This is a genomic window from Scandinavium sp. UTDF21-P1B (assembly GCF_040750395.1).
GTDB lineage: Bacteria > Pseudomonadota > Gammaproteobacteria > Enterobacterales > Enterobacteriaceae > Scandinavium.
Map to the genome: position 1 here is coordinate 24711 of NZ_JBFLVD010000015.1, position 22919 is coordinate 47629.

Here is a 22919-nt window from a genome sequence, read left to right on the forward strand (position 1 = left end):
AAGGGGTTGCCTAATCTAAGGAAAATCCTGCGTTCCGGAGTAAGAGATGAGCTCAGAAAACCCGTTTTTGACCGTAAGCCTGCTGCCGTATCAGGCACCGAGATTTGATTTGATTGAGGATCAACACTACCGTCCGGCCTTTGATGAAGGCCTGCGGCGCAAGCGCGCAGAGATTGCCGCCATTGCCGGCAACCCACATACGGCCACTTTCGAAAACACCTTTGAGGCGCTGGAAAAAAGCGGTGAGCTGCTGGAGCGCGTCACATCGGTCTTTTTTGCGATGACCAACGCTCACACGAACGATACGCTCCAGCAGCTTGATGCCCAGTTTTCTGCCGAACTGGCGGAGCTTGCCAACGATATCTATCTGAATGACGCGCTTTTCGCCCGCGTCGAGCAAGTCTGGCAACAGCGTGAAGCGCTGGATCTGGATGCTGAATCGAAGCGCCTGGTGGAGGTAGTTTATCAACGCTTTATTCTCTCAGGCGCGAAGCTCGGCGCACCGCAAAAAGCGCAGCTGCGTGAGCTGAATACCGAAGCCGCCACCCTCAGCACCCGATTCCACCAGAGCCTGCTGGCTGCGGCCAAATCTGGCGGGCTGGTGCTGGATTATCGCCATCAGTTGGACGGTCTGACGGAGGAAGAAATTTCCGCCGCCGCCAGCGCCGCGGTGGAGAAAGGGCTGAATGACAGATGGCTGATTCCGCTGCTGAACTTCACTCAGCATCCGATGCTCGCGCAGCTTCGCGACCGACAGACCCGTGAAAATCTGTTCAGTGCGGGCTGGATGCGTAACGAGAAGGGCGATCGCAACGATACCCGGGCCCTTATCCTGCGACTGGTGAACGTACGGGCTGCGCAAGCAAAACTGCTTGGTTATCCGGATTATGCAAGCTGGAGCATGGCGGATCAGATGGCGAAAACGCCGGAAGCCGCCTTCAGCTTTATGCGTAAAATTGCCCCTGCAGCCCGTGCCCGGGCGGAGCGTGAACTGGCAGATATTCAGCATATTATCGACGAGCAGCAGGGCGGATTTACCGCTCAGGCCTGGGACTGGACGTACTACGCCGAGCAGGTGCGTCTGGCCCGCTACTCTCTGGACGAAGCCCAAATTAAGCCTTATCTCGAGCTGAACCGTGTGCTGACGGAAGGCGTGTTCTGGGCGGCCTCCACGCTGTTTGGCATCCGTTTTGTCGAGCGCTTTGATATCCCCGTCTACCATCCTGATGTCCGGGTCTGGGAAATTTTTGACGCCAATGGTGAAGGGCTGGCGCTGTTCTACGGCGATTTCTTTGCCCGTGATTCCAAAGGCGGTGGCGCGTGGATGGACAACTTCGTTCAGCAGTCCACGCTGCTGACACAGCGGCCGGTAATCTACAACGTCTGCAACTATCCAAAGCCGATGCCGGGTCATCCTGCATTGCTGAACTGGGATGATGTCGTCACGCTGTTCCATGAATTCGGCCACACGCTGCACGGTTTGTTCGCCACTCAACGCTATCCTGGCCTTTCCGGGACCCGCACGCCGCGTGACTTTGTGGAGTTCCCCTCACAGATCAATGAGCACTGGGCACGTCATCCGCAGGTGTTTGTGCGCTTCGCCCGTCACTGGCAGACAGGTGAACCGATGCCGGATGCATTACGCGACAGCATGATGCGTGCAGCCACTTTCAATAAGGGCTACGACATGAGCGAACTGGTTATTTCAGCGCTGCTCGACATGCACTGGCATAGCCTGAATACCGACAGCCTTCCCGATGACGTAAACCTGTTCGAACAGCAGGCCATTGAGGCTGAAGGACTCACTATGGCAGCCGTGCCGCCACGCTACCGCAGCAGCTATTTTGCGCATATTTTTGGCGGGGGCTATGCGGCGGGCTACTACGCCTATATCTGGACGCAAATGCTGGCAGACGATGGCTATCAGTGGTTTGTGGAGCAGGGTGGATTAACCCGTGAAAATGGCCAGCGTTTCCGCGAAGGCATTTTGTCGCGCGGAAACAGCAGCGATCTGGAAGCGCTTTACCGCAGCTGGCGCGGACACGATCCACGCCCGGAACCGATGCTGAAAAGCCGTGGGCTGAGTGAATAACATCTGACCAGCTGTTCATCAGATAGTGGGTGAGCGAAAGGGCGGAGTCGTGTGCTCCGCCGCTTTCACTGATGTTAGTCAGAACCGATAGTTAATGCCGATGCCTCCTCCGGCTTCGTCGCTGAAAAGCGTACCGGTACGGTAGCTCATTTTGGCGCTGGCCGACCAGTTCGCCGCGAGCTGTCCCTGGAGCCCCAGCTCTGCAAGCATGCTGCTGTCGGTGCCCTCCCTGTAGGACCTGCTTCCATGACCGTCGGTGAGCGTCAGCGTGGATCCTCCTTCATCACCTGAATACTGCCAGGCCAGATCGGCCGTTACCGCCAGCGGCGATTCGCCCAGCGGCTTACTTGCTGACAGGCCGGAGGCAAAGCGCCAGGGCGTTCCGGAACTTAGCGAAATTCGGGCATCTTTCCCTGTCATCGAATAGCCGGAAACCGCAGCAGCACCCAGCTCCGCGTATGGGGTCAACGTGAATCCCCATGGGCTGACCGGAAGCCGGTAGCCTGTGCGCAGGCTGGCGGCCAGAATGTCGCTGTCCTTTTTCTGCTTCCCCATCTCCAGAGAGGGATCGAGGCTAAAGTCCTGTGTCAGGCGCATATACTGGGCTGAAAGATCGACGCTCAGTCCCTGGCTTTCCCAACCGTAGTAGGCACCTGCGGCATAGAGGTTATGCTGCTCGCGTCCGGCGCCTTTGACGTTGCCCTGAGTAATGCTGGCGCTGAGTCCATACAGCTGGTTATCGACAAAATTGTCTACGCCCACGTTCAGCACGCTGCGGGTGATATCCGACCGGCCATATCCACCGCGCGTTTGCTCTATGTTTGCCCAGGCCCCGTCCGGTGACTCCGCCTGGTGCAGCTGACGCGGGCGGCTCTGAAGCTCATTCGATGCTCTGTCCAGAAGATAGCGGCGCGTGTCCATCAGCGTCCGCGTATCCTGAATAAGGCGGAGATTATCGCTGGCAATCAGCCAGCTTCCCTTGTCGCTGTCTGGTGCAGGTTTTTCATCCGGCTTAGCTTCTGGTGACGGTTTTACCTCGTGGCCATCGTCCGGTGAGGCGGTGTTGTTATCAGGCGGAGTGTTACTACCGTTGTCCGATGGGGTTGCGTTGCCGTTATCAGACGGAATATCACTGCCGTTATCCGGTGGGGTGGTGTCGTCATCAGGTTTGTGTTCCTCCTCACCGCGAAGCAGCCACCGTACTCGCCCGTCAGCATCCTGAATTTGATAGTCAGGGGTGTAGAGCGTGAAGCCGCGAGGCATCGAAGCCAGACGGAAGTAGTCGTGGCTCGTTCCTCCTGGCGCGTCGGCGAACACCACGTTCTGTTTTAGCGACGATAAATTCTGAATATCGCCCTCGGGCACTATATTCAGCGTATTGCTGCCGCCGGTGACTTTATTGCGGATCGTCAGCGTATCGCCGGTTCCGGCGGCGGCATCCAGACCGAGACTCAGCAGCGCGCCGGTGGCGTTAAGTTCGTCGACCGTCAGTGTTTTTGCGCGCCAGGCGGCGTTCTGTGTCGGTAAAAAAGAGATTCTGCTGACCGATGCTGCTGTCAGCGATGAGACGGTGCTGCTACCCGTCATTTGCCACAGGGAGGTTTTCGCCATGTTCATGCTGCTCTGCGCAGTGCCGCTGAGTATACCCTGCCAGACGACCTTACCAAGCTGGAGGTTCGCGCCGTTGCCGAGAGTCATATTGCCGCGAACGGTGCTCTGCGGCATAGCGTCTGCCACTTCCTCTGAAAGAGGGTTCTGACCGCAGCTGCCACCTGCGGTGTTTATCACGGCAAAGCAGCGCCACAGCGGTGTGCCGCCGTCCTCTGCGTCACGATAGCCCAGCATAATCTGGGCCCCGTCGGCGGCGTTGATATTCGCATCTACCCGGGCCCAGGTACCGACCTGCAGGGCGGCACCCGGTTGAACGTTGATGGCACGGGCCCTGAAATCGGCGGTCTGCCAGTCGTCGTCATAGACCACGCTCCCCGCATGGGGAACCGGCTGACCGGAGAGCAGCAGCGTTCCGGCCTTCACGTTAATGGTGCCGTTGATGTTCGAGCCGCCGGTCAGTGCCATCACCGAACGGGTGCTTTCAGGCATCGCTACGTTGAGGTTCAGCGTGCCCTGGGAGCGTGTCGGATCCCGCTCGCCGAGGAAGCCCCGGAACACCAGGCGATTAAGTTCCCCCGTAATCACAGAGACGGCCTGCTCCTGATTCTCTCCCATATATTCCCAGGTATCAGTACTCATTCCGTCTGTCGGGAAATAGGAGTAGGAGGACTTTTTCAGTCGGAAATACTCGGTCTTATGGCTGTGGGGATTGTTATAGACATAAAGATCGCCGGGCGTTCCTTTACGGGCCGAGGTCCAGCTGTGTATCTCTGTTTCATCCCGGGAGTGGCCCGTCAGCGTGAGCGTGGAGGCGGCAGAAAGGCTATGGTTTATCAGCGTGGCGCCGTCATCAGTGTGGTTTATCTCCCGAAAGCTGAGGCTGGTGCCGTTTAAATCCAGCGAGCCACCACGGTAGCCAAAAAAGATAGCGTCGGGGCTGACCTGATTCGCATCGCCGAGCACCACCGTTGGGCGTCCGCTGACCAGAGTGATGGAGGAGAATGCCTGCTTGTTCCCCGCGGCGTCCGGCTGCTGGTCAAGTACGACGGTGCCGTCACCGGTGTTCAGGGAGCCGGGGTTAATTCCGATAGCGTTGACGCGCAGCGTTCCTTTGCCGATCTTATGCAACGCATCACCGGCAACGCCATTGACTCCCCACAGAACCTGGCGTCCTGCATCGACCTCAATCCCGCCTCCTGCCCAGGTTGCCGCCGGATTGCTACCGGGCTGAACGGCGTAATCGGCAGAAAACTGTAGCTTACCGGCACCCATATTAATGGCGTCGTCAAGTATAAGGCGGCCGCCGGCGCCGTTAAAGCGAAGATCTTTAGTTGCGTCAAGCTCCTCATTGCTCGCCTGTGACGGGGCCAGATTTTTATATTTTTCAGCAAGCCCCGCCCAGCGCCAGCGGCTGCTGCCCTGGGTGATAGCATCCTGCGCCCAGAGGATGTCTCCGGTACCGGTTGTATCGGTGACATCGGGAACGCTATTTATGGCCGGGATATCCTGCAGATAATTATCCGGTATGTACTCTGCGCCACTGATGCGTTGGTAGATGCCTTTGTTACTGATGCTGGCGTGATGTACGCCCGCCAGCTTCCACACTTCTTCCAGTTCGTCATAAACGAAAATTGGGCTTTCGCTATCGCCACTAATCGCGGCGGCACTGAAAGGGGTGGAGTTTGGGGTATCCGGCCCGTCGTTCTTCCAGCGCAGGGTGCCATCCGGCAGAGTCACTGAGGCGTTAGCGAAGGTACCGCCGCTTTTCCACTTGTACGCACCGGCGATCGACAGTTCCTCGGTTTGATCGTCGCTGATTTGCTTCTGCGTGCCGCCGCCGGTGCGGGCATACCAGTAATAGCGCGCCCGGTCGCCTGAACGAATAGTGGATTTATCGACGATGGTCGCCGGGGCTGCATCCGTCACGACTTTATTCAGGCGGGGAAGGTGGAAGTCGATATTGGATATCTGGCTTTCATTTCGGTTGATGAGCTTATAGCTGGCCGCGTATTTTGCACCATTGCCAAATGAGACGCTTTGATACCATGTATTATGGCGAACGCTGGCAACATAGGAAAGCGAAACCAGCGTGGAATAGCCGCCGTTTACGACCATTCCGAAATCAGGAATACGAAATTGCAGATAGTCATCAAGCGTGCCGTCCTTTCGATATACCGGTATATGGGTAGCTCCAACCTGGTATTTACCCAGATTCTCTCCGAAGTCCCTGTAATCCTGAACGGAAATATCATGGCGCATAACGCTGGCGGACGTTCCGGCAGTAACCGCGAGGGAACAATAAAAGAGCGTGTTTACTGCATCCCATTTTTTTGCAAACCCACATCCGAGTGTGTGTGCGTATTTCTGCTGCCGGGGCGGCATCACAGAAATTAAATACAGCCGCAGCGGTCAGGCTGAAAGGTGGAATGTATCCTCGCAATGAGCGCGGATCGTGTCAATGGCGAACAGACTAAGGGAACGGGCAGATTACGTCATTGCGGGCCAGCGGAAAGAAAGTAAATATGTAGCAATGCTTAACAAGCTGAGCGGAAGCCAAATAGCCTTCATCGGCAAATAATAGCCAGATTGTGGCTGGCATCGGATGTTAGTTCGCCTGACTTTGATGAGCGTTTATCTGCAGAGGGTCCTTTTTTAGGAATATTCCACAGGAATGATTAGTGACGTTTTATTTATTCCCCCCGACCTGCGTGATTAGCAGCTGTAACCTTCCGTTTTTTTTCAGAATATTCCTGGGCTGGTTGATGCAACAGGAATATCAGGTAACGGCGGAAAAAATTCAGTTTGAGTGCGGAAAGTTATCTGAAGTCATATAAGAAAGTGTCGAGTCATGCGGTCTGCTCATTCCGTTCAGGTGCGCACTTTGTGTGCCTGTTCTCATGCTCTTCCGACGCTGCTGGCCAGGACAGCGCGACAGCCACACGAAGAAAAAGGCATGGCAAAGGGCGTGAGAGGCTGAACCCTGTTCGTTTAGTCTTTATTGAGGTTATGCGTGATAGGATTACATCACGATGCAACCAGGCAAGGAATAGCCTGTACTGCAGACTAACCAAAACACAAATCTATCCATGCAAGCATTTACCGCCACACCGTTGGCGGTTTTTTTCGTCTTTTTCGGGGCAAATAAAAAGCCCCTTGCACAGACTGCAGCAAGGGGCTGTTAAGGGTGGGGATTGTCAGTATTCATCAGTCATCCCATTTATGGCTGAAATATGCAGCAAGGAAACCGGAAAAAACGATGATTCCTAATACTGCGATAAAGACATGCATATTTCCGAGCATGGTAACCTCCATTGAAATTAAAGTTAAACGATAACGCCTCTCTTACCTTTTTTAGCCGCGATGAACACAGATTAACCGAATCAACCTAAACGAATCATGAATTATGTGGACTATTTTGTTAATTACGTAAATTTTTTGCGATAAGCCTGTGGGCTAATGGCGAACTGCTGTTGGAAATGATGACGTAAGGCGCTGGCGCTACCAAAGCCACTGTTCAGGGCGACTTGCTCAATGCTGATGCGACTCTTGCTAAGCGCCTGCTGAGCCTGACGCAGGCGCTCATTAAGCAGCCAGTGGGCAGGGGTAACGCCGGTGGCTTCCCGGAAGCGGCGCAGCAGCGTGCGCTGACTCATGCCGACGCGGCGTGAAAGTGACGCCAGCGAATGGGGTTCTGCAAGATGCAGATGTAGCCAGTCGAACAGCTGGCCGAGTCGCTCGCTCTCCCGGCTGCGCGCCACCGGCCGTTCAAGATGCTGCGTCTGCCTTCCATCCCGGTGCGGCTGTACCACCAGCCTGCGGGCGACATTGTTCGCCACTTCTAACCCAAAATCCTCACGCACCACGTGCAGGCACAAATCGATCCCTGCGGCGCTGCCCGCCGAGGTCATTAGCTGCGAGTCACCCACGTACAGGACATCGTCCACCACCTTTATGGCCGGAAAACGCTGACGAAGTTCATCGGTATAGCGCCAGTGAGTGGTGGCCTGCTGTCCGTTCAGCAGGCCGCTTGCCGCAAGGACGAACACGCCGGAGCAGATTGAGATCAGCCGACAACCTCTCTGATGCGCCAGGCGCAGGGCACTGCACAGCTTTTCCGGCACAGGCATATTCGCACCGCGCCATCCGGGGATAACAATCGTATCGGCCTGTTCAAGCAGCTCATAGCCACCGTCTGTCATCAGCCGCACGCCGCCCGTGGCTCGCAGCTCGCCTTCATCGACGGCCGCCACCGCAAAGCGGTACCAGCTATCGCCAAGCTCCGGGCGTGGCAAACCGAAAATTTCAACGGACACGCCAAATTCAAATGTGCAAAGGCCATCATAAGCGAGAGTGACAACAAGCGGTCGGGAAGCGGCAGGGCAGCCAGGCGCGGTCATGGGCGGTTTCATCTCAATAACTCAGAAGGCTTTAACATGCCTGTGGCGGCAGCTTCAAGTCAAACGGCTTCCCTTCCCGAAGCTGAGGATAAAACCATCAGTCCATGCATGAACAGGGTGAAAAACATAACTGCCCGGGCCGAACTTTGTTAAGGTAAACGTTTGCGCATGGAGGATTAATTGAATGCACCCTAAAAAAGTACTTTTTCAGGCAATAACCGCCTGTTGCCTGACGCTCCCGGTAATCACTTTTGCACAATCTCAGGAAAAAAGGCCGATTGTGGTACAGGGCGCTATGCCTGTTGAGGCTGAACGTTTTGCTCAACGTCTGGACAATGCGAAAGAGGAACACATTGGCGAGTGGCGCTTCTGGCGCGGTACGGTGGATGGCTATCCGGTGGTGGTATCCGAAACGCTGAAGGGAATGTCCAACGCGGCGGCGGCTACCGCGATTGCCGCCACGCAGTTCCAGCCTGCGGCGTTTATCAATCAGGGTACCGCAGGTGGGCACGATCCTGCGCTGAACGTTTATGACATCGTGCTGGGCAAGTATTCGGTCAACCTCGGTGCATTCAAAACGCCGCATAAGCTGAAAGGGGAAGGTAGCGATTCCACGCAGTGGAAACCGATGGATCTTCTGGCGTCGAAGGGCAGCGCCGGGGAGGATAAAAACCCGCATACTATCCGCAAATTCCCGGCTGACCCGCAGCTACTGGCGATCGCTGAGAGCGTTAAAGACAGCTACAGCAAAGGAAAAGTAGTTGAAGGCGTTATTGGTTCGGCGGATCTCTGGAACAGCGAGCTCGATCGCATCAGCCATTTCCATAAGGATTATCAGACCTCAGTTGAAGAGATGGAAACTGCTTCAGCAGCCCAGGTTGCCGCGGCGTTCTCCGTGCCGTTCATCGGTATCCGCGTGTTGTCCAATAACATCACCAACAACGGCAAGTACGATCCCAATACGGGACTGGCCTGCCAGGACTATGTTTATCAGGTGGTGAAGACCTACATAAGCAAGCTGCCATCCGCGAAAGAGTAAAGACCCGCCAGGATTGTCACGATCCTGGCGATTTTTGGCCGGAGTGAGGGCGGCAAGGGGATGCTGGTTCATGGTGAGATAGTGGCCTGTTAACACAAGCCAAAGGAAAAACCATGAGCTATGTTTCTGAATTCTCTGCTGCCACTCCTGATGACGCCATTGCCCATTTCCAGCGTCGCCTGAACGTCGAGACGGACTGCGCGGACGTACATGCCGCTATCGAAAATCACGATATGGACTTTGTTCTGCTGCATGTGGTCGGCTCTGCGCAGGCTTTTGCCCGTCGGCATATTCCTGGAGCACTGCATCTGCCGCATCGCCTGATGACCGCCGAACGAATGAACGAATGGCCGCCGGAGACGCTGTTTGTCGTCTATTGTGCTGGTCCGCACTGCAACGGGGCGGACCGGGCCGCACTGAAGCTGGCACAGCTCGGCAGGCCCGTGAAGCTTATGATCGGTGGACTGACCGGTTGGGAGGATGAAGGATTAGCCTTCGCGACATCATGAATTTTCTTCACGGCTGATGAATTTATCTCGTTTGCCTGCGCCTCTCCCGCATGGCAAGTTGAATATATAGCCATCCAGAAGTCTAAATTAATATCGTTAATTATCACGCCAGGCAATCAGTTGCCTGGCGTCAAGGAGAGACCATGACCCAGTTCGCTGCACCATACCGCGCCGATATTGTCGGCAGTTTCCTGCGCCCGGACAGCATTAAGCACGCCCGTCAGCAGTTTGCAGAAGGGGAAATTGATGCCCTGACGCTGCGCGCCGTAGAGGATGAAGCGATCCTGCGTGTGGTTCAACAGCAGTGCGACTGCGGCCTGCATGTAGTGACCGACGGTGAGTTTCGTCGGGCCTGGTGGCATTTCGATTTTTTCGATGGTCTCCAGGGCGTTGAGCGTTATGACTCAGACAAGGGGATTCAGTTCAACGGCGTTCAGACAAAAGCCCACGGCGTGCGCGTCACCGGGAAACTGGGCTTCGGCGACCACCCGATGCTCAATGACTTCCGCTACCTGAAAAGCATCAGCGGTAATGCACAGCCAAAAATGACGATTCCGAGCCCGAGCGTGCTGCATTTTCGCGGTGGTCGTAAAGACATTGATGCCACCGTTTATCCCGATCTGGCCGATTATTTCAACGACCTTGCCACGACCTGGCGTGATGCCATCCGTGCTTTCTACGATGCAGGCTGCCGCTACTTACAGCTTGATGACACCGTCTGGGCCTATCTGTGCTCCGACGAGCAGCGTCAGCAGGTGCGTGAGCGCGGCGACGATCCGGATGAGCTGGCAAAAACCTATGCCCGCGTGCTGAATAAAGCGCTGGAAGGCAAGCCGGATGATTTGACCATTGGACTGCACGTTTGCCGGGGCAATTTCCGTTCAACCTGGATCTCTTCCGGTGGCTACGAGCCCGTGGCGGAGGTGCTGTTCGGCACCGTGAACGTCGATGCCTTCTTCCTCGAATATGACAACGACCGTTCAGGTGATTTCCAGCCGCTGCGCTTCGTGCGTCCAGGCCATCAGCAGGTGGTTCTGGGGCTGATAACCACTAAAAACGGCGAGCTGGAAAACCCGGAAGGGGTGAAGGCTCGCCTTGAGGAAGCCGCGCAGTTTGTCGCGAAATCACAGATTTGCCTGAGCCCGCAGTGCGGCTTTGCTTCAACTGAAGAAGGCAACAGCCTGAGCGAAGCTCAGCAGTGGCAAAAAGTACGCCTGGTAACGGAGATCGCCGCTCAGATCTGGTAATCCGCTCAAAAGGAGGCAGCGTTGCACCGTTTTAAAGCAGCGCTGCCGCTGAATTTGCCGTTCTACTCTGTAATCACAGCGATACCCCGCCTGCAAACCACCTGTTTTTCTGAACCTTTACGACCTGGCATCCTTTTTGCCTGACTCCTGATGACTACACCGATGTTATTAATCCTTGTTGCCTTTATCTCAGGAGTGAACCATGCGCCGTCGAACACTGCTTAAAGCTTTTGCTCTCTCTGCCTCCACGATTGCCCTGGGTTTTAGCGTCAGCGTCTATGCGGCTGACACCATTAAAGTGGGGATCATGCATTCGCTCTCCGGCACCATGGCGATTTCAGAAACGCCGCTGAAGGATGTGGCGCTGATGACCATTGATGAAATCAATGCCAAAGGTGGCGTGCTCGGCAAAAAGCTGGAGCCTGTGGTGGTGGACCCGGCCTCGAACTGGCCGCTGTTTGCCGAAAAGGCCCGCCAACTGCTGACCCAGGATAAAGTCGCGGTCGTGTTTGGCTGCTGGACGTCCGTATCACGGAAATCGGTCCTGCCGGTATTTGAGGAGCTGAACGGCCTGCTGTTCTACCCGGTGCAGTACGAAGGCGAAGAAATGTCGCCGAATGTGTTCTATACCGGAGCGGCGCCAAACCAGCAGGCCATCCCTGCGGTGGAATATCTGATGAGCGAAGACGGCGGGGCGGCTAAGCGCTTCTTCCTGCTGGGCACGGATTACGTCTATCCGCGCACCACCAACAAAATTCTGCGTGCTTACCTGCATTCTAAAGGCGTTCAGGATAAAGACATCGAAGAGGTCTACACGCCGTTTGGCTACAGCGATTACCAGACTATCGTCGCCAACATCAAGAAATTCTCCGCAGGGGGCAAAACGGCGGTGGTCTCGACCATTAACGGCGATTCGAACGTTCCCTTCTATAAAGAGCTCGCTAACCAGGGCGTGAAGGCCACTGACGTGCCGGTAGTGGCGTTCTCCGTAGGTGAAGAGGAGCTGCGCGGCATTGATACCAAACCACTGGTCGGCAATCTGGCCGCGTGGAACTATTTCGAGTCCGTGGACAATCCGACCAACCAAAGCTTCGTCGCGGACTACCGCGCATACGCGAAGGCGCACAAGCTGCCTAATGCCGATACCGTAGTGACTAACGATCCAATGGAGGCGACCTGGGTCGGCATTCATATGTGGGCGCAGGCGGTGGAGAAAGCGGGCACCACGGACGTCGACAAAGTCCGTGCTGCGATGGCCGGACAAACCTTTAAAGCACCGTCGGGCTATACGCTGACGATGGATGCCACCAACCACCATCTGCACAAGCCGGTGATGATCGGCGAAATCGAAAGCAACGGCCAGTTCAACGTGGTGTGGCAGACCGACAAACCGGTTCGCGCGCAGCCGTGGAGTCCGTACATTCCTGGCAACGACAAAAAGCCGGATCGGCCGATGAAAATGGCGAGCAACTGACAGGGCTGTCTGGTGGATGAATAGTGAGGCTGCCTTTCTCCCTCTCCCTTTGGGAGAGGGGGCGTACAGGACATTGAATCGCACTTTCGCCACTCAAAATGAAACGGTGCCACAGGAGGCGACCATGACATTGATTCGCAGGCTGCTTACCGTCGCCTGGCTGCTGCCATGTTTCGCCCATGCGGGCGACGCAGATGACTTCGTGGCGGCAAACCGCAGCCAGCAGTCGGCATTGCTGGAAAAATGGGCGGCAGATCCGCAGCCGCAACGCGTACCATTGCTACAGGCTTTGAGCGCGGAGAATCTGCGTTCTGACAGCGCCCGCCACGCCTTTGTACTGGACAAAGGTGAACCCCGCGCGCTGGATTCCGCAACCCGGCCGCAGGGGGAACTGAAGCCCGTGCGCCTGACCAACCGCCTGCGCAATTTAGTCGCGGGTGCGCTGGCAACGCATCAGCTGGTGAGTGACAGTGTCACTAAACGTCTGGCGGCGGCGAAAACGCTTCAGCGAGACGCCTCGCCGGATCTTATCCCTTTGTTGCAAAAACGGCTGTCCGTGGAAACGGATGCCACCGTGAAGCAGCAGCTGGAACTGGCACTCGCTAATTTACAGCTCACCAGCCCGGATGCCGCGGTTCGCAGACAGGCGATGACGCTGCTGGGGCACTCAGCCGATCCGGAAACCCAGGCGCGCCTTCAGCCTTTTACTGATGAACAGCACGAACCGGATGCCAGCGTGCGCGTGGCGGCAGAAAAAAGCCTGAAGCAAATTCAGCATCGTCTGTTCTGGGGGGACATTCTCGGTCAGGCGTTTATGGGGATTTCGCTGGGATCGATTCTGCTTCTGGCCGCACTGGGGCTGGCTATCACCTATGGCCTGCTTGGTGTTATCAACATGGCGCACGGTGAAATGCTGATGCTTGGAGCGTACAGCACCTGGCTGGTGCAGCAGGCGCTCAGCCAGTTTGCACCGCAGTGGCTGGCCTTTTATCCACTGCTGGCGCTGCCGGTGGCTTTTGCCGTCACCGGAGGGATCGGCATGCTGCTGGAGCGCACGGTGATCCGCCATCTCTATGGTCGTCCGCTGGAAACGCTGCTGGCGACGTGGGGTATCAGTCTGATGCTAATCCAGCTGGTGCGCATGCTGTTTGGCGCGCAGAACGTCGAGGTAGCCAACCCGGCCTGGTTGTCTGGCGGGATTCAGGCGTTGCCGAACCTCATTCTGCCGTGGAACCGCATCGTGGTCATTGGCTTTGTGTTGCTGGTGCTGTGCTTTACCTGGCTCATCCTTAACAAAACCCGGCTCGGATTGCGCGTGCGGGCAGTAACGCAAAACCGCGCGATGGCGGCCTGCTGCGGCGTGCCGACAGGGCGAGTCGATATGCTGGCCTTTGGGCTCGGCTCCGGTATTGCCGGTCTCGGCGGCGTGGCGCTTTCTCAGTTGGGTAACGTTGGGCCGGAACTCGGCCAGGGCTACATTATTGATTCCTTCCTGGTGGTGGTGCTCGGCGGCGTCGGGCAGCTGGCTGGGAGCGTGGCGGCCGCATTTGGACTTGGGATCTTCAATAAAATTCTTGAGCCGCAAATGGGCGCTGTGCTCGGCAAGATTCTGATTCTGGTGCTGATTATTCTGTTTATACAGAAGCGTCCGCAGGGGCTGTTTGCACTGAAAGGGAGGGTCATTGACTGATGAGCCAGCCACTCACCTTAACGCTTGCCCGCCGGGCGCCGCAACCGCTGCGCTGGGCCGGCATTTTCGCTGTTCTGGCACTGCTGATGATGCCGTTTCTGGCGCTGCTGCCTGCCTCGCACCCGCTGGCAGTTTCCACCTGGACGCTGACGCTGGTGGGGAAAATCCTTTGTTACGCGGTGGTCGCGGTAGCGCTGGATTTAGTGTGGGGCTACGCAGGGATGCTGTCACTGGGGCACGGTTTATTCTTTGCGCTGGGCGGTTATGCAATGGGCATGTACCTGATGCGCCAGGCTGCGGGCGATGGTTTGCCTGCTTTTATGTCTTTTTTATCGTGGAACGACCTGCCGTGGTTCTGGTGGGGTACGCAGCATTTTGCCTGGGCGATGCTGCTGGTCGTGCTGGTGCCAGGTCTACTGGCGTTGGTTTTTGGCTGGTTCGCTTTTCGCTCGAAAATCAAAGGCGTCTATTTCTCGATCATGACTCAGGCACTGACGTACGCGGGCATGCTGCTGTTCTTTCGTAACGAAACCGGGTTTGGTGGCAACAACGGTTTTACCGGGTTTACCACCATTCTGGGTTTCCCGGTGACGGCAACCGGCACACGCGCAGCGCTGTTTCTTGCCACGGTGATCCTGCTGCTGGCGACGCTTGCCATCGGCATGCTGCTCGCCCGCAGCAAGTTTGGCCGCATCCTGACGGCGGTGCGCGATGCGGAAAACCGGCTGATGTTCTGCGGCTACGATCCGCGTGGCTTCAAGCTGCTGGTGTGGACGCTTTCTGCCGTGCTGTGCGGCCTTGCAGGCGCGCTTTACGTGCCACAGGTTGGCATTATCAACCCCGGAGAAATGTCGCCGACCAACTCAATTGAGGCTGCTATCTGGGTAGCGCTCGGCGGTCGCGGTACGCTTGTGGGGCCTATTCTTGGCGCCGGGCTGGTGAACGGCGCAAAAAGCCTGTTTACGGTGGCGATGCCGGAGTACTGGCAGCTGTTCCTCGGCCTGATTTTCATCGGGGTGACGCTGTTTCTGCCCCGTGGCGTGATTGGCCTGCTGCGCAAAGGAGATAAATAATGCATCCCGATGAAGGACTTTTTACTCGCCAGCTGCCAGGGGATCGCTATCGCGACCAAACGGATCCGGTGCTGTTGCTGGAAAATATCAACGTCAATTTCGACGGTTTTCAGGCGCTGACCAACCTCTCATTACAGATAGGCGTAGGCGAACTGCGCTGTGTGATTGGTCCGAATGGTGCTGGTAAAACCACGCTGATGGACGTGATCACCGGTAAAACGCGGCCCCAGAGCGGCAGGGCCATTTACGATCAGTCGGTGGATTTGACCACGCTGAACCCTATAGCCATCGCCCGTCAGGGCATCGGTCGAAAGTTTCAGAAGCCAACGGTGTTCGAAGCCTTAACCGTGGCGGAGAACCTGGAGCTGGCAATGAGTGGCGATAAGTCCGTCTGGGCGAGCCTGCGGGCAAAACTCTCCGGCGAGCAGCAGAACCGAATCGATGAAGTCCTGCAATTACTGCGTCTGGAGGGCGAGCGTGCGCGGCGAGCCGGACTGCTGTCGCATGGCCAAAAGCAGTTTCTGGAAATCGGCATGCTGCTGGTGCAGGAGCCACACCTGCTGCTGCTCGACGAACCGGCTGCGGGCATGACCGACGCGGAAACCGAATACACCGCTGAGCTGTTTCGCACGCTATCCGGCAGGCATTCATTAATGGTGGTTGAGCACGATATGGGGTTTGTTGAAACCATCGCCGATCGCGTTACGGTACTGCATCAGGGACAGGTGTTAGCGGAAGGCTCGCTGAAGGACGTACAGGCCAACGAGCAGGTGATTGAAGTGTATTTAGGGCGCTAAGGAGGCGGGATGTTAGAGGTTCAGGAACTGCATCAGTACTACAGCGGCAGCCATATTCTGCGCGGCGTCAGCTTTACGGCGAAGCCGGGGGAAATCACCTGCCTGCTGGGGCGAAACGGGGCCGGAAAAACCACGCTGCTGAAATGCCTGATGGGGCTAATTCCGGCGCGTAGCGGCACGGTAAACTGGCAAAGTAGCAACATCATTCAGCGCAAGCCACACCAGCGTGTGCAGGCCGGAATGGCCTATGTTCCGCAGGGGCGAGAGATTTTCCCGCGCCTGACGGTAGAAGAAAATCTGCTGCTGGGCATGTCCCGTTTTTCGGCCTGCGAAGCGGCCAGGGTGCCGGAAGACATCTATCAGCTTTTCCCGGTGCTGCGGGAAATGAAACACCGCCGAGGGGGCGATCTGTCCGGAGGGCAGCAGCAACAGCTTGCTATCGGTCGCGCGCTGGCCAGTCGGCCTCAGCTGCTGATACTGGATGAACCGACGGAAGGCATCCAGCCATCGGTGATCAAAGAGATCGGGGAAGTGATCCGTGAGCTGTCCCGACGTGGTGAGATGGCTATTCTGCTGGTGGAGCAGTTCTACGATTTTGCTGCCGGTCTGGCCGATCAGTATCTGGTGATGTCTCGCGGCACGATCGTTCAGCAGGGGCGCGGAGAAAACATGGAAAATGACGGCGTGCGGGGAATGGTAACGATTTGATTTGTTGTTGCCCGGTGGCGATTTGCTGGCCGGGCCTGTGCGTTATTCAGGAACTGTAGGCCGGGTAAGGCGAAAGCCGCTACCCGGCGCTGGGTTTAAGATTGGGCTGAATAATCCATTTTGCTCAAATCAGCGATAAGCCCTGGGCCCTGCGGCTGCCAGCCGAGCTGCTGGCGCGTCCACTCACCGCTGGCACGCAAATCTATTGTTGCGAAGGCGGCGAACCAGCCGAAATGCTCCGCGGCCTGTTCCGGTTTCAGCGAAACAGCAGGGATGCCCAGCCCTGTTGCCACGGTTTCCGCAATCAACCGTGAGGTAATGCTTTCCTCCGCCACCGCATGATAGCGTTCGCCACGTTTGCCTTGCTCAAGCACTTTCACATAGAGTTCAGCCACGTCATCCACGTGTGCGGCACACCAGGCATTTTCACCTTCGCCAATGTACGCTGCGACGCCTTTTTCCCGCGCAAGCGGAATGTAATAGCTGATTAAGCCCTGACGCTCCGTGTTATGTACCTGGGGCAAACGCACCACGCGCACGTCGATGCCGGAATCCAGCAACTGATTGCCTTCCAGTTCTGAGGCTACGCGAGGGTTCGGATGGGCCGGATTAAAATACTTTTCAAGAGCAGGCTGGCCGTCGCCATTATCGCCCATTCCCGTGCCGGAAGTGATAAGCAGTGGGCGCTGGCTGCCCTGCAACACAGAACCGATAGCGCGAATAACGCGGCGATCCTTCTCGCAATTTTCTACAAAGCGACTGAAGTCATGATCGAAAGCGGTGTGGATCACCGCATCACAGTGTTCAATGCCCGCTACCCACGCCTGTGGATCTTCCAGCGTGCCGCGCTGGGCGGTTGCGCCCTTGTCGGTCAACTGACGGGCGGCTTCCTCCGAACGTACAAGCCCTGTCACCTGATGGCCACGTGCCAGCAGAGTCGATACCACACGCGAGCCAATAAAGCCCGTCGCACCGGTTACAAAAATACGCATAGCCTGTCTCCTGAGTGATTTACCGGGACAGCGTAAGCCCGGATCTCTTACTATTAAAGTAGTGACTTTATCAGGGTATAAACATTAACAGGCTAATCTATGACGCTGCTTTCTGAGAATCCATTGGGTGAGTTTTTACGGGCCCGTCGTCTGGGCATTGACCCGGCTTCGTTTGGCTTTTTACCCGGACGTCGCCGCACGCCGGGCCTGCGCCGCGAAGAGGTGGCCCAGCTCGCCAATATCAGCCCGACCTGGTATACCTGGCTTGAGCAAGGCCGTGGAGGTGCCCCTTCCCGGGAGGTGCTTAACCGTATTGCCGCCGGGCTGCGGCTGACGTCGCCCGAACGCGATCATCTGTTTATCCTGGCTTTTGGGCATCCACCGGAAAACCGGGTGAGCCCCTCCGACAGCATCACGCCGCGGTTACAGCGCGTACTGGACAGCATGATGATTCCGGCGATTATCAAAACCGCGACCTGGGACGTGGTGGCATGGAATCACCCGGCATCGATTGTACTGAAGGATTATGGTCAGCTCGAGCCCGGGCGGCGCAATATTCTGCGCCTGCTGTTCACTGACCCGGAAGCGAAGGAGATGCAGGAAGACTGGGAGGGCGTGGCGCGGCTTATCGTCAATGCTTTTCGGGCGGATGCCGCGCGCCTGGGCGCTTCAGACGAAATCGATCGACTGGTGGCGGAGCTGTCCGCTCAAAGCGCCGATTTTGCCCGCCTGTGGCGTAATAACGATGTCGCCGGGCACGGGGAAGGGTTAAAGCGGCTGAACCACCCGCAAATCGGGACCATTGCGCTGGAGTTCTCCACCTTCTCGGTTGAAGGGCGGCCGGACCTGACGATGATGGTCTTCAATCCGGCAACCGGGGACAGTAAAGAGAAAATAGAGCGCTGGATCGCCACGAACCCGCTCCGACGCTGAGTCAGGCGGTTTTCAGCTCGCGATCCCACGCTTTGACGCTCATCCCGCGCAGGATCATCAGCCAGGCCAGGACGATAGCCAGCATCATGATGGCAAACAGCGTCCAGGCCGGCAGAGAAGTCAGAATCAGGCCAGTGATCATCGGGTTGGCTGCCGCGCCGAGCCAGCCCAGCGCCTGAGCAGAGAAATAGCTCGCCTTCATGCCCGGCGGCGCAATGTTGTCGATAAGCATGTATTCGCCAGGCGCATAGATGATTTCACCAATGGTAAACACCGCGGCGGCAATGCCCCAGTACACCAAATTTTCGCCCGAGAAAATAAATCCGCCAAGGCCCAGCAGGAAGCAGAGCGTCCCCACGACCATCAATGGGCGAATGTTGCTGGCCGTGATCTTCCGGCCAACAACATATTGCAGGCTGACCACCACCACGGCGTTCACCGGCAGCACAACCGATACTACCTTTTGCGCGAAATCTGCGTCATCGGCCACCGTCAGCACATACTGCGAAATACAGGTGGCAAACGAGCCACCGACGTAAGAGGCCAGCAGCCCGGAGAGCGTAAACCAGAACAGCGCTTTATCCTTCAGCAGCACCGAAGGCTGCCAGACGGTGGCAACTTTCTCTTCACTGCTCTCCTGGCTGCGCTGGACGTAAAACTGAATAAATACCAGCGGGAAGGCGGCGCAGACGGCAGCAAGCCAGAAGGGCAACTGCAGGCTGTACATCACAAGCCAGGTGCCAATCGGCGGCCCCACGGTCCAGCCGATATTCAGAAAGCTGTAGTTGAGTGAGAAAATACGCGCTTTTTCACCGACGCTCAGCACATCGGCAAACCAGGCTTTCAGCACCGTGGAGAAGACGGAGTAGGCGCAGTTGATCAGCGAAAAGAAAAACACCACAAGGATGACGTTGTTGACCAGCGGTATGGCGGAAAAACCGGCGATAAAAGCCACAATGGCGACGATCATGTAGCGTTTTTTGTCGAACTTATCGGCGAGAATGCCAAAGCCGAGGCTGAATAACACCCCGACGGTCAGGGCTACCGTTAAGGCGTAGCCAATCGCTTCGACGCTCATGCCGTACTGGCGCGTCAGATAGATGGTCATGAAGGGCAGTGTCGCACCGCGGCCGATAGTTAACAGCAACGACGACGCCAGCAACGCTGAGGTTGAACGCTTAACAGAGGGTGTCATTGTTTATCCGACAATTGCTTATGTGATCGTTATGTTGTGTCGTATCAGGATTATCACGCGCTAAGGGGGCTTGTACAGACCCCAATTTATCCATCAGTGCCTTGAATACCTGCCAGAATTAATGATCTGTTCCTCGCGCGTTTTTTTCGTTACCTTGAATCTGTTTACAAAAATTTAATAATTCAGAGGCAGGGTATGACGCGGAAAGACGGGTTGTTGGCGCTGTTGGTGGTGGTGGTCTGGGGACTGAACTTTGTGGTCATCAAACTAGGGCTGCACAATATGCCGCCGCTGATGTTGGCCGGTTTACGTTTTATGCTGGTCGCCGTGCCCGCCATTTTCTTCGTCGCCCGCCCGAAAATTCCGCTCTCATTGTTGCTCGGCTATGGCCTGACCATCAGCTTCGGTCAGTTTGCCTTCCTGTTCTGCGCCATTAAATCTGGAATGCCCGCCGGGCTGGCTTCTTTGGTGCTTCAGGCGCAGGCGTTTTTCACCATTATTCTTGGCGCATTTGTCTTCGGTGAACGGCTTCAGGGCAAGCAGCTGGCGGGCATTACGCTTGCCGTCTTTGGTGTGCTGGTGCTGATTGAGGCCAGCCTCAACGGGCAGCACGTCGCAATACTCGGCTTTTTCCTGACGCTGGCGGCAGCCTTCAGCTGGGCATGCGGGAATATTTTTAACAAGAAAATTATGCAGCATGAGGCGCGTCCGGCGGTGATGTCGCTGGTGGTGTGGAGTGCGCTGATCCCGATTCTGCCGTTTATGCTGGCCTCTTATCTGCTGGAGGGGCCGACGGCGATGGTGCAAAGCCTGGTGAACATCGATCTCACAACGATTTTGTCGCTGGTCTATCTTGCGTTTGTGGCGACCATTATCGGCTATGGCATCTGGGGTTCGCTGCTGGGACGTTATGAAACCTGGCGCGTGGCACCGCTCTCTTTGCTGGTACCGGTTGTCGGAATTGCCAGCGCGGCACTGCTGCTGGGTGAAACGCTGTCAACGCTTCAGCTGCTGGGGGCGCTGCTGATTATGGCGGGGCTGTATATCAACGTGTTTGGCCTGAGGATCCGGCGGGTAAAAGCAGTGCAGGGGTAAGGCTAAAAGAAAAAAGCCCCGCAAAAGCGGGGCAAAAAAGTTACTGGGAGTTTCCGTTATAGTAAGGTACGCCCAGTTCGTCGGATTTGTCGCTGCCGGAACCCATGTGGTTGAAGTCAAACGGTGACTTGTCCTGGGTTGACGGCATAATCATGGTGTCGTGGCTACCGTGACTCGCCGGTAACGTGGATTGCTCCGCAAAACTCTGGCCGGAGACCAGCACCAATAAGGTGAGGGCGGCGGAGGCGAACAGTTTCATTTTTTCCTCGATACGTCTTGTGCAGGCGATTAACAATTACAGTGGTTTAGTGGCATCAGATAACGCGACTCGCCGGGCATATTGGTGATGCGGTATTTGTGCGGCGGTACGTCGAAATAGTTCTTAAAGGTGCGCGTCAGCGTCTGCTGGGATTCGAAACCATAGCGTTCGGCCAGATACAGGATCGGCTCGTTGCTTTGCTTAAGCTTCTGTGCGATTTCAGTGAGCTTACGGCTGCGAATATACTGCCCCAGGGAGTGTCCTGTTTCTTTCTTGAACATCCGCTGCAGGTGCCACTTCGAGTAACCGGAGCGTTCTGACACCTTTTCAAGCGACAGTGGTGACTCCAGATTGCTCTCGATCCAGTCCAAAATGCTATGAATAGTGATAGCGTCAGTATTACGTCTGGACATCGTCTTACCTCTTTTTCTTCTGTTACGGCAGGATTTTCTTGAGCAGAAGCTCAAGGGTTGCGACCTCGTCCGCCGTTAAGTTTTTTGTTAATTCCTGATGCAGGTTCTGTCCCACCAGCTGGTGGCATTGCTCACATATTGCTGCGCCGTCCGGTGTCAGCTGAACCAGCACGCCGCGCTTATCATTCGGGTTAGGCAGACGTTCAATCCAGCCTTTGCAAGCCAGGCGGTCAAGCATTCGGGTCAGGGCACCGAGATCGACCGACAGCGCTTTTTTCAGCTCAACCGGAGTGATGCACACTGCGCAGCGAACAGAACAAAGCGTTTTAAACTGCGAAGCGGTGATATCCATTGGCGACAGATAGTCGTTCAGTAAACGATCTTTTTTCTGGTTGACCATATGGATCAAGCGACCAAGTGGAATGATTTCGTTAAACAGGTCACTGGTGCTTTTCACAAAGGTTGCCCTGGCAAGTAGTTTAGTTGCTGGCGATATTATTGCCCAGGCAACCATAAGTCAATCGAATGAATAAGCTAATCACACTTTTTGCTAAAGTCAGATGGATCACACTTTTACGTCTTTATTCTGCTTATTTGATAACTGTCCGTTATGTGTTTGCATGGCAAAAAAACGACAACATTTAACCATGGCATGGGCTGCGGGAATGCTCTTATACTCAGCCGGCAGGTGACTGCTATCACAGGAGTGTTTTTTATGCTGGATTTGTTTAAAGCCATTGGCCTTGGGCTGGTGGTAATTTTGCCGCTGGCAAACCCGCTGACCACCGTGGCGTTGTTCCTTGGCCTTGCCGGGAATATGAACAGCGCCGAACGCAATCGTCAGTCGCTGATGGCCTCGGTGTACGTGTTCGCGATCATGATGGTGGCGTACTACGCCGGCCAGGTGGTGATGAACACCTTCGGGATCTCTATTCCCGGTCTGCGTATTGCCGGTGGCCTTATCGTGGCGTTTATTGGTTTCCGGATGCTGTTCCCGCAGCAAAAAGCCCACGATTCGCCTGAAGCGCGGCACAAGTCGGAAGAACTGGAGGATGAGCCAACGGCGAATATCGCCTTTGTGCCGCTGGCGATGCCAAGTACGGCCGGGCCGGGGACGATTGCGATGATCATCAGTTCGGCGTCTACCGTGAAGCACGGCGTCGATTTCCCGGACTGGGTGGTATGGATAGCCCCGCCGCTGATTTTCCTGTCGGTGTCAGTGATTCTGTGGGGCTGTCTGCGCAGCTCCGGGGCAATTATGCGCCTGGTCGGAAAGGGCGGCATCGAAGCCATCTCCCGCCTGATGGGCTTCCTGCTGGTCTGCATGGGCGTGCAGTTCATTATTAACGGCGTGCTGGAAATTATTTCGACGTATCCGGCATGATCTTATTTTAA

General features: G+C 56.2%; 20 protein-coding genes. 12 read left to right on the forward strand and 8 right to left on the reverse strand.

What is annotated here, in order from left to right; all coding sequences use genetic code 11:
• The first annotated feature begins 46 nt into the window (after positions 1-46).
• Entirely contained in the window at positions 47-2092 is a 2046-nt protein-coding gene (gene dcp, locus AB1287_RS12330; RefSeq protein ID WP_435617947.1) for a peptidyl-dipeptidase Dcp, read from the forward strand.
• A 78-nt stretch (positions 2093-2170) separates the two neighbouring features.
• Here dcp and AB1287_RS12335 read toward each other — a convergent pair whose 3' ends face one another.
• The 3 genes from AB1287_RS12335 to ftrA form a co-directional block, all read right to left on the reverse strand.
• Entirely contained in the window at positions 2171-5962 is a 3792-nt protein-coding gene (locus AB1287_RS12335) for a S6 family peptidase (protein WP_436799834.1), read from the reverse strand.
• Between the two features lie 945 nt (positions 5963-6907).
• The gene (gene mgtS / locus AB1287_RS12340; RefSeq protein ID WP_097163057.1) at positions 6908-7003 is read right to left on the reverse strand and encodes a protein MgtS; all 96 of its coding nucleotides are present in this window, start codon (positions 7001-7003) and stop codon (positions 6908-6910) included.
• A gap of 122 nt (positions 7004-7125) precedes the next feature.
• Positions 7126-8100, reverse strand: a complete 975-nt coding sequence (gene ftrA, locus AB1287_RS12345) for a transcriptional regulator FtrA (RefSeq protein WP_435617948.1) — start codon at positions 8098-8100, stop codon at positions 7126-7128.
• A 184-nt stretch (positions 8101-8284) separates the two neighbouring features.
• Between ftrA and AB1287_RS12350 the strand changes: the two genes are divergently transcribed.
• From AB1287_RS12350 to urtE, 8 genes are all read left to right on the forward strand, one after another.
• Positions 8285-9139, forward strand: a complete 855-nt coding sequence (locus tag AB1287_RS12350) for a 5'-methylthioadenosine/S-adenosylhomocysteine nucleosidase (protein WP_312626400.1) — start codon at positions 8285-8287, stop codon at positions 9137-9139.
• 113 nt (positions 9140-9252) lie between these two features.
• A complete protein-coding gene (locus AB1287_RS12355) occupies positions 9253-9648 on the forward strand; it encodes a rhodanese-like domain-containing protein (protein ID WP_435617949.1) in 396 nt (131 codons plus the stop codon).
• Between the two features lie 143 nt (positions 9649-9791).
• Positions 9792-10895: a cobalamin-independent methionine synthase II family protein gene (locus AB1287_RS12360; protein ID WP_435617950.1), complete on the forward strand. Its 1104-nt coding sequence runs from the start codon at positions 9792-9794 to the stop codon at positions 10893-10895.
• A gap of 202 nt (positions 10896-11097) precedes the next feature.
• A complete protein-coding gene (gene urtA, locus AB1287_RS12365) occupies positions 11098-12369 on the forward strand; it encodes an urea ABC transporter substrate-binding protein (protein WP_435617951.1) in 1272 nt (423 codons plus the stop codon).
• A gap of 124 nt (positions 12370-12493) precedes the next feature.
• Positions 12494-14059: an urea ABC transporter permease subunit UrtB gene (urtB, locus tag AB1287_RS12370; protein ID WP_435617952.1), complete on the forward strand. Its 1566-nt coding sequence runs from the start codon at positions 12494-12496 to the stop codon at positions 14057-14059.
• Entirely contained in the window at positions 14059-15132 is a 1074-nt protein-coding gene (gene urtC / locus AB1287_RS12375; RefSeq protein ID WP_435617953.1) for an urea ABC transporter permease subunit UrtC, read from the forward strand. The genes urtB and urtC overlap by 1 nt, the downstream gene beginning before the upstream one ends.
• Positions 15132-15929: an urea ABC transporter ATP-binding protein UrtD gene (urtD, locus tag AB1287_RS12380; RefSeq protein ID WP_435617954.1), complete on the forward strand. Its 798-nt coding sequence runs from the start codon at positions 15132-15134 to the stop codon at positions 15927-15929. The genes urtC and urtD overlap by 1 nt, the downstream gene beginning before the upstream one ends.
• Positions 15930-15938: 9 nt before the next feature.
• Complete coding sequence (gene urtE, locus AB1287_RS12385) at positions 15939-16637, forward strand: urea ABC transporter ATP-binding subunit UrtE (protein ID WP_435617955.1); 699 nt, start codon at positions 15939-15941, stop codon at positions 16635-16637.
• A gap of 95 nt (positions 16638-16732) precedes the next feature.
• On the opposite strand, the gene AB1287_RS12390 is transcribed toward urtE, so the two are convergent.
• Positions 16733-17629, reverse strand: coding sequence for an SDR family oxidoreductase (locus AB1287_RS12390; RefSeq protein ID WP_435617956.1), 897 nt, complete (start codon positions 17627-17629; stop codon positions 16733-16735).
• Between the two features lie 99 nt (positions 17630-17728).
• Here AB1287_RS12390 and AB1287_RS12395 point away from each other — a divergent pair, with 99 nt between their 5' ends.
• A complete protein-coding gene (locus tag AB1287_RS12395; RefSeq protein ID WP_435617957.1) occupies positions 17729-18562 on the forward strand; it encodes a helix-turn-helix transcriptional regulator in 834 nt (277 codons plus the stop codon).
• Position 18563: 1 nt separating this feature from the next.
• Here the strand turns inward: AB1287_RS12395 and ydeE are convergent, their stop codons facing one another.
• The gene (gene ydeE, locus AB1287_RS12400) at positions 18564-19757 is read right to left on the reverse strand and encodes an efflux MFS transporter YdeE (RefSeq protein ID WP_435617958.1); all 1194 of its coding nucleotides are present in this window, start codon (positions 19755-19757) and stop codon (positions 18564-18566) included.
• A 195-nt stretch (positions 19758-19952) separates the two neighbouring features.
• Here ydeE and eamA point away from each other — a divergent pair, with 195 nt between their 5' ends.
• Positions 19953-20852, forward strand: coding sequence for an O-acetylserine/cysteine exporter (eamA, locus tag AB1287_RS12405; RefSeq protein ID WP_312626418.1), 900 nt, complete (start codon positions 19953-19955; stop codon positions 20850-20852).
• Positions 20853-20892: 40 nt separating this feature from the next.
• Here the strand turns inward: eamA and marB are convergent, their stop codons facing one another.
• Genes marB through marR form a run of 3 tightly spaced genes read right to left on the reverse strand, consistent with a single transcriptional unit; the run spans position 20893 to position 21981 of the window.
• The gene (marB, locus tag AB1287_RS12410; protein WP_312626419.1) at positions 20893-21111 is read right to left on the reverse strand and encodes a multiple antibiotic resistance protein MarB; all 219 of its coding nucleotides are present in this window, start codon (positions 21109-21111) and stop codon (positions 20893-20895) included.
• A 29-nt stretch (positions 21112-21140) separates the two neighbouring features.
• A complete protein-coding gene (gene marA, locus AB1287_RS12415; protein WP_312626420.1) occupies positions 21141-21524 on the reverse strand; it encodes an MDR efflux pump AcrAB transcriptional activator MarA in 384 nt (127 codons plus the stop codon).
• Between the two features lie 22 nt (positions 21525-21546).
• Positions 21547-21981: a multiple antibiotic resistance transcriptional regulator MarR gene (gene marR, locus AB1287_RS12420; RefSeq protein ID WP_435617959.1), complete on the reverse strand. Its 435-nt coding sequence runs from the start codon at positions 21979-21981 to the stop codon at positions 21547-21549.
• A 258-nt stretch (positions 21982-22239) separates the two neighbouring features.
• Between marR and AB1287_RS12425 the strand changes: the two genes are divergently transcribed.
• Positions 22240-22908 carry a MarC family NAAT transporter gene (locus AB1287_RS12425; RefSeq protein ID WP_312626422.1) on the forward strand — a complete coding sequence of 223 codons (669 nt, stop codon included), beginning with the start codon at positions 22240-22242 and terminating at the stop codon, positions 22906-22908.
• Positions 22909-22919: the final 11 nt, after the last annotated feature.

Coding starts and splice junctions, on each gene's coding strand:
- dcp (WP_435617947.1), top strand. CDS start 47: ATGAGCTCAGAAAACCCGTTTTTGACCGTAAGCCTGCTGCCGTATCAG.
- AB1287_RS12335 (WP_436799834.1), bottom strand. CDS start 5,962: ATGCGCCATGATATTTCCGTTCAGGATTACAGGGACTTCGGAGAGAAT.
- mgtS (WP_097163057.1), bottom strand. CDS start 7,003: ATGCTCGGAAATATGCATGTCTTTATCGCAGTATTAGGAATCATCGTT.
- ftrA (WP_435617948.1), bottom strand. CDS start 8,100: ATGACCGCGCCTGGCTGCCCTGCCGCTTCCCGACCGCTTGTTGTCACT.
- AB1287_RS12350 (WP_312626400.1), top strand. CDS start 8,285: ATGCACCCTAAAAAAGTACTTTTTCAGGCAATAACCGCCTGTTGCCTG.
- AB1287_RS12355 (WP_435617949.1), top strand. CDS start 9,253: ATGAGCTATGTTTCTGAATTCTCTGCTGCCACTCCTGATGACGCCATT.
- AB1287_RS12360 (WP_435617950.1), top strand. CDS start 9,792: ATGACCCAGTTCGCTGCACCATACCGCGCCGATATTGTCGGCAGTTTC.
- urtA (WP_435617951.1), top strand. CDS start 11,098: ATGCGCCGTCGAACACTGCTTAAAGCTTTTGCTCTCTCTGCCTCCACG.
- urtB (WP_435617952.1), top strand. CDS start 12,494: ATGACATTGATTCGCAGGCTGCTTACCGTCGCCTGGCTGCTGCCATGT.
- urtC (WP_435617953.1), top strand. CDS start 14,059: ATGAGCCAGCCACTCACCTTAACGCTTGCCCGCCGGGCGCCGCAACCG.
- urtD (WP_435617954.1), top strand. CDS start 15,132: ATGCATCCCGATGAAGGACTTTTTACTCGCCAGCTGCCAGGGGATCGC.
- urtE (WP_435617955.1), top strand. CDS start 15,939: ATGTTAGAGGTTCAGGAACTGCATCAGTACTACAGCGGCAGCCATATT.
- AB1287_RS12390 (WP_435617956.1), bottom strand. CDS start 17,629: ATGCGTATTTTTGTAACCGGTGCGACGGGCTTTATTGGCTCGCGTGTG.
- AB1287_RS12395 (WP_435617957.1), top strand. CDS start 17,729: ATGACGCTGCTTTCTGAGAATCCATTGGGTGAGTTTTTACGGGCCCGT.
- ydeE (WP_435617958.1), bottom strand. CDS start 19,757: ATGACACCCTCTGTTAAGCGTTCAACCTCAGCGTTGCTGGCGTCGTCG.
- eamA (WP_312626418.1), top strand. CDS start 19,953: ATGACGCGGAAAGACGGGTTGTTGGCGCTGTTGGTGGTGGTGGTCTGG.
- marB (WP_312626419.1), bottom strand. CDS start 21,111: ATGAAACTGTTCGCCTCCGCCGCCCTCACCTTATTGGTGCTGGTCTCC.
- marA (WP_312626420.1), bottom strand. CDS start 21,524: ATGTCCAGACGTAATACTGACGCTATCACTATTCATAGCATTTTGGAC.
- AB1287_RS12425 (WP_312626422.1), top strand. CDS start 22,240: ATGCTGGATTTGTTTAAAGCCATTGGCCTTGGGCTGGTGGTAATTTTG.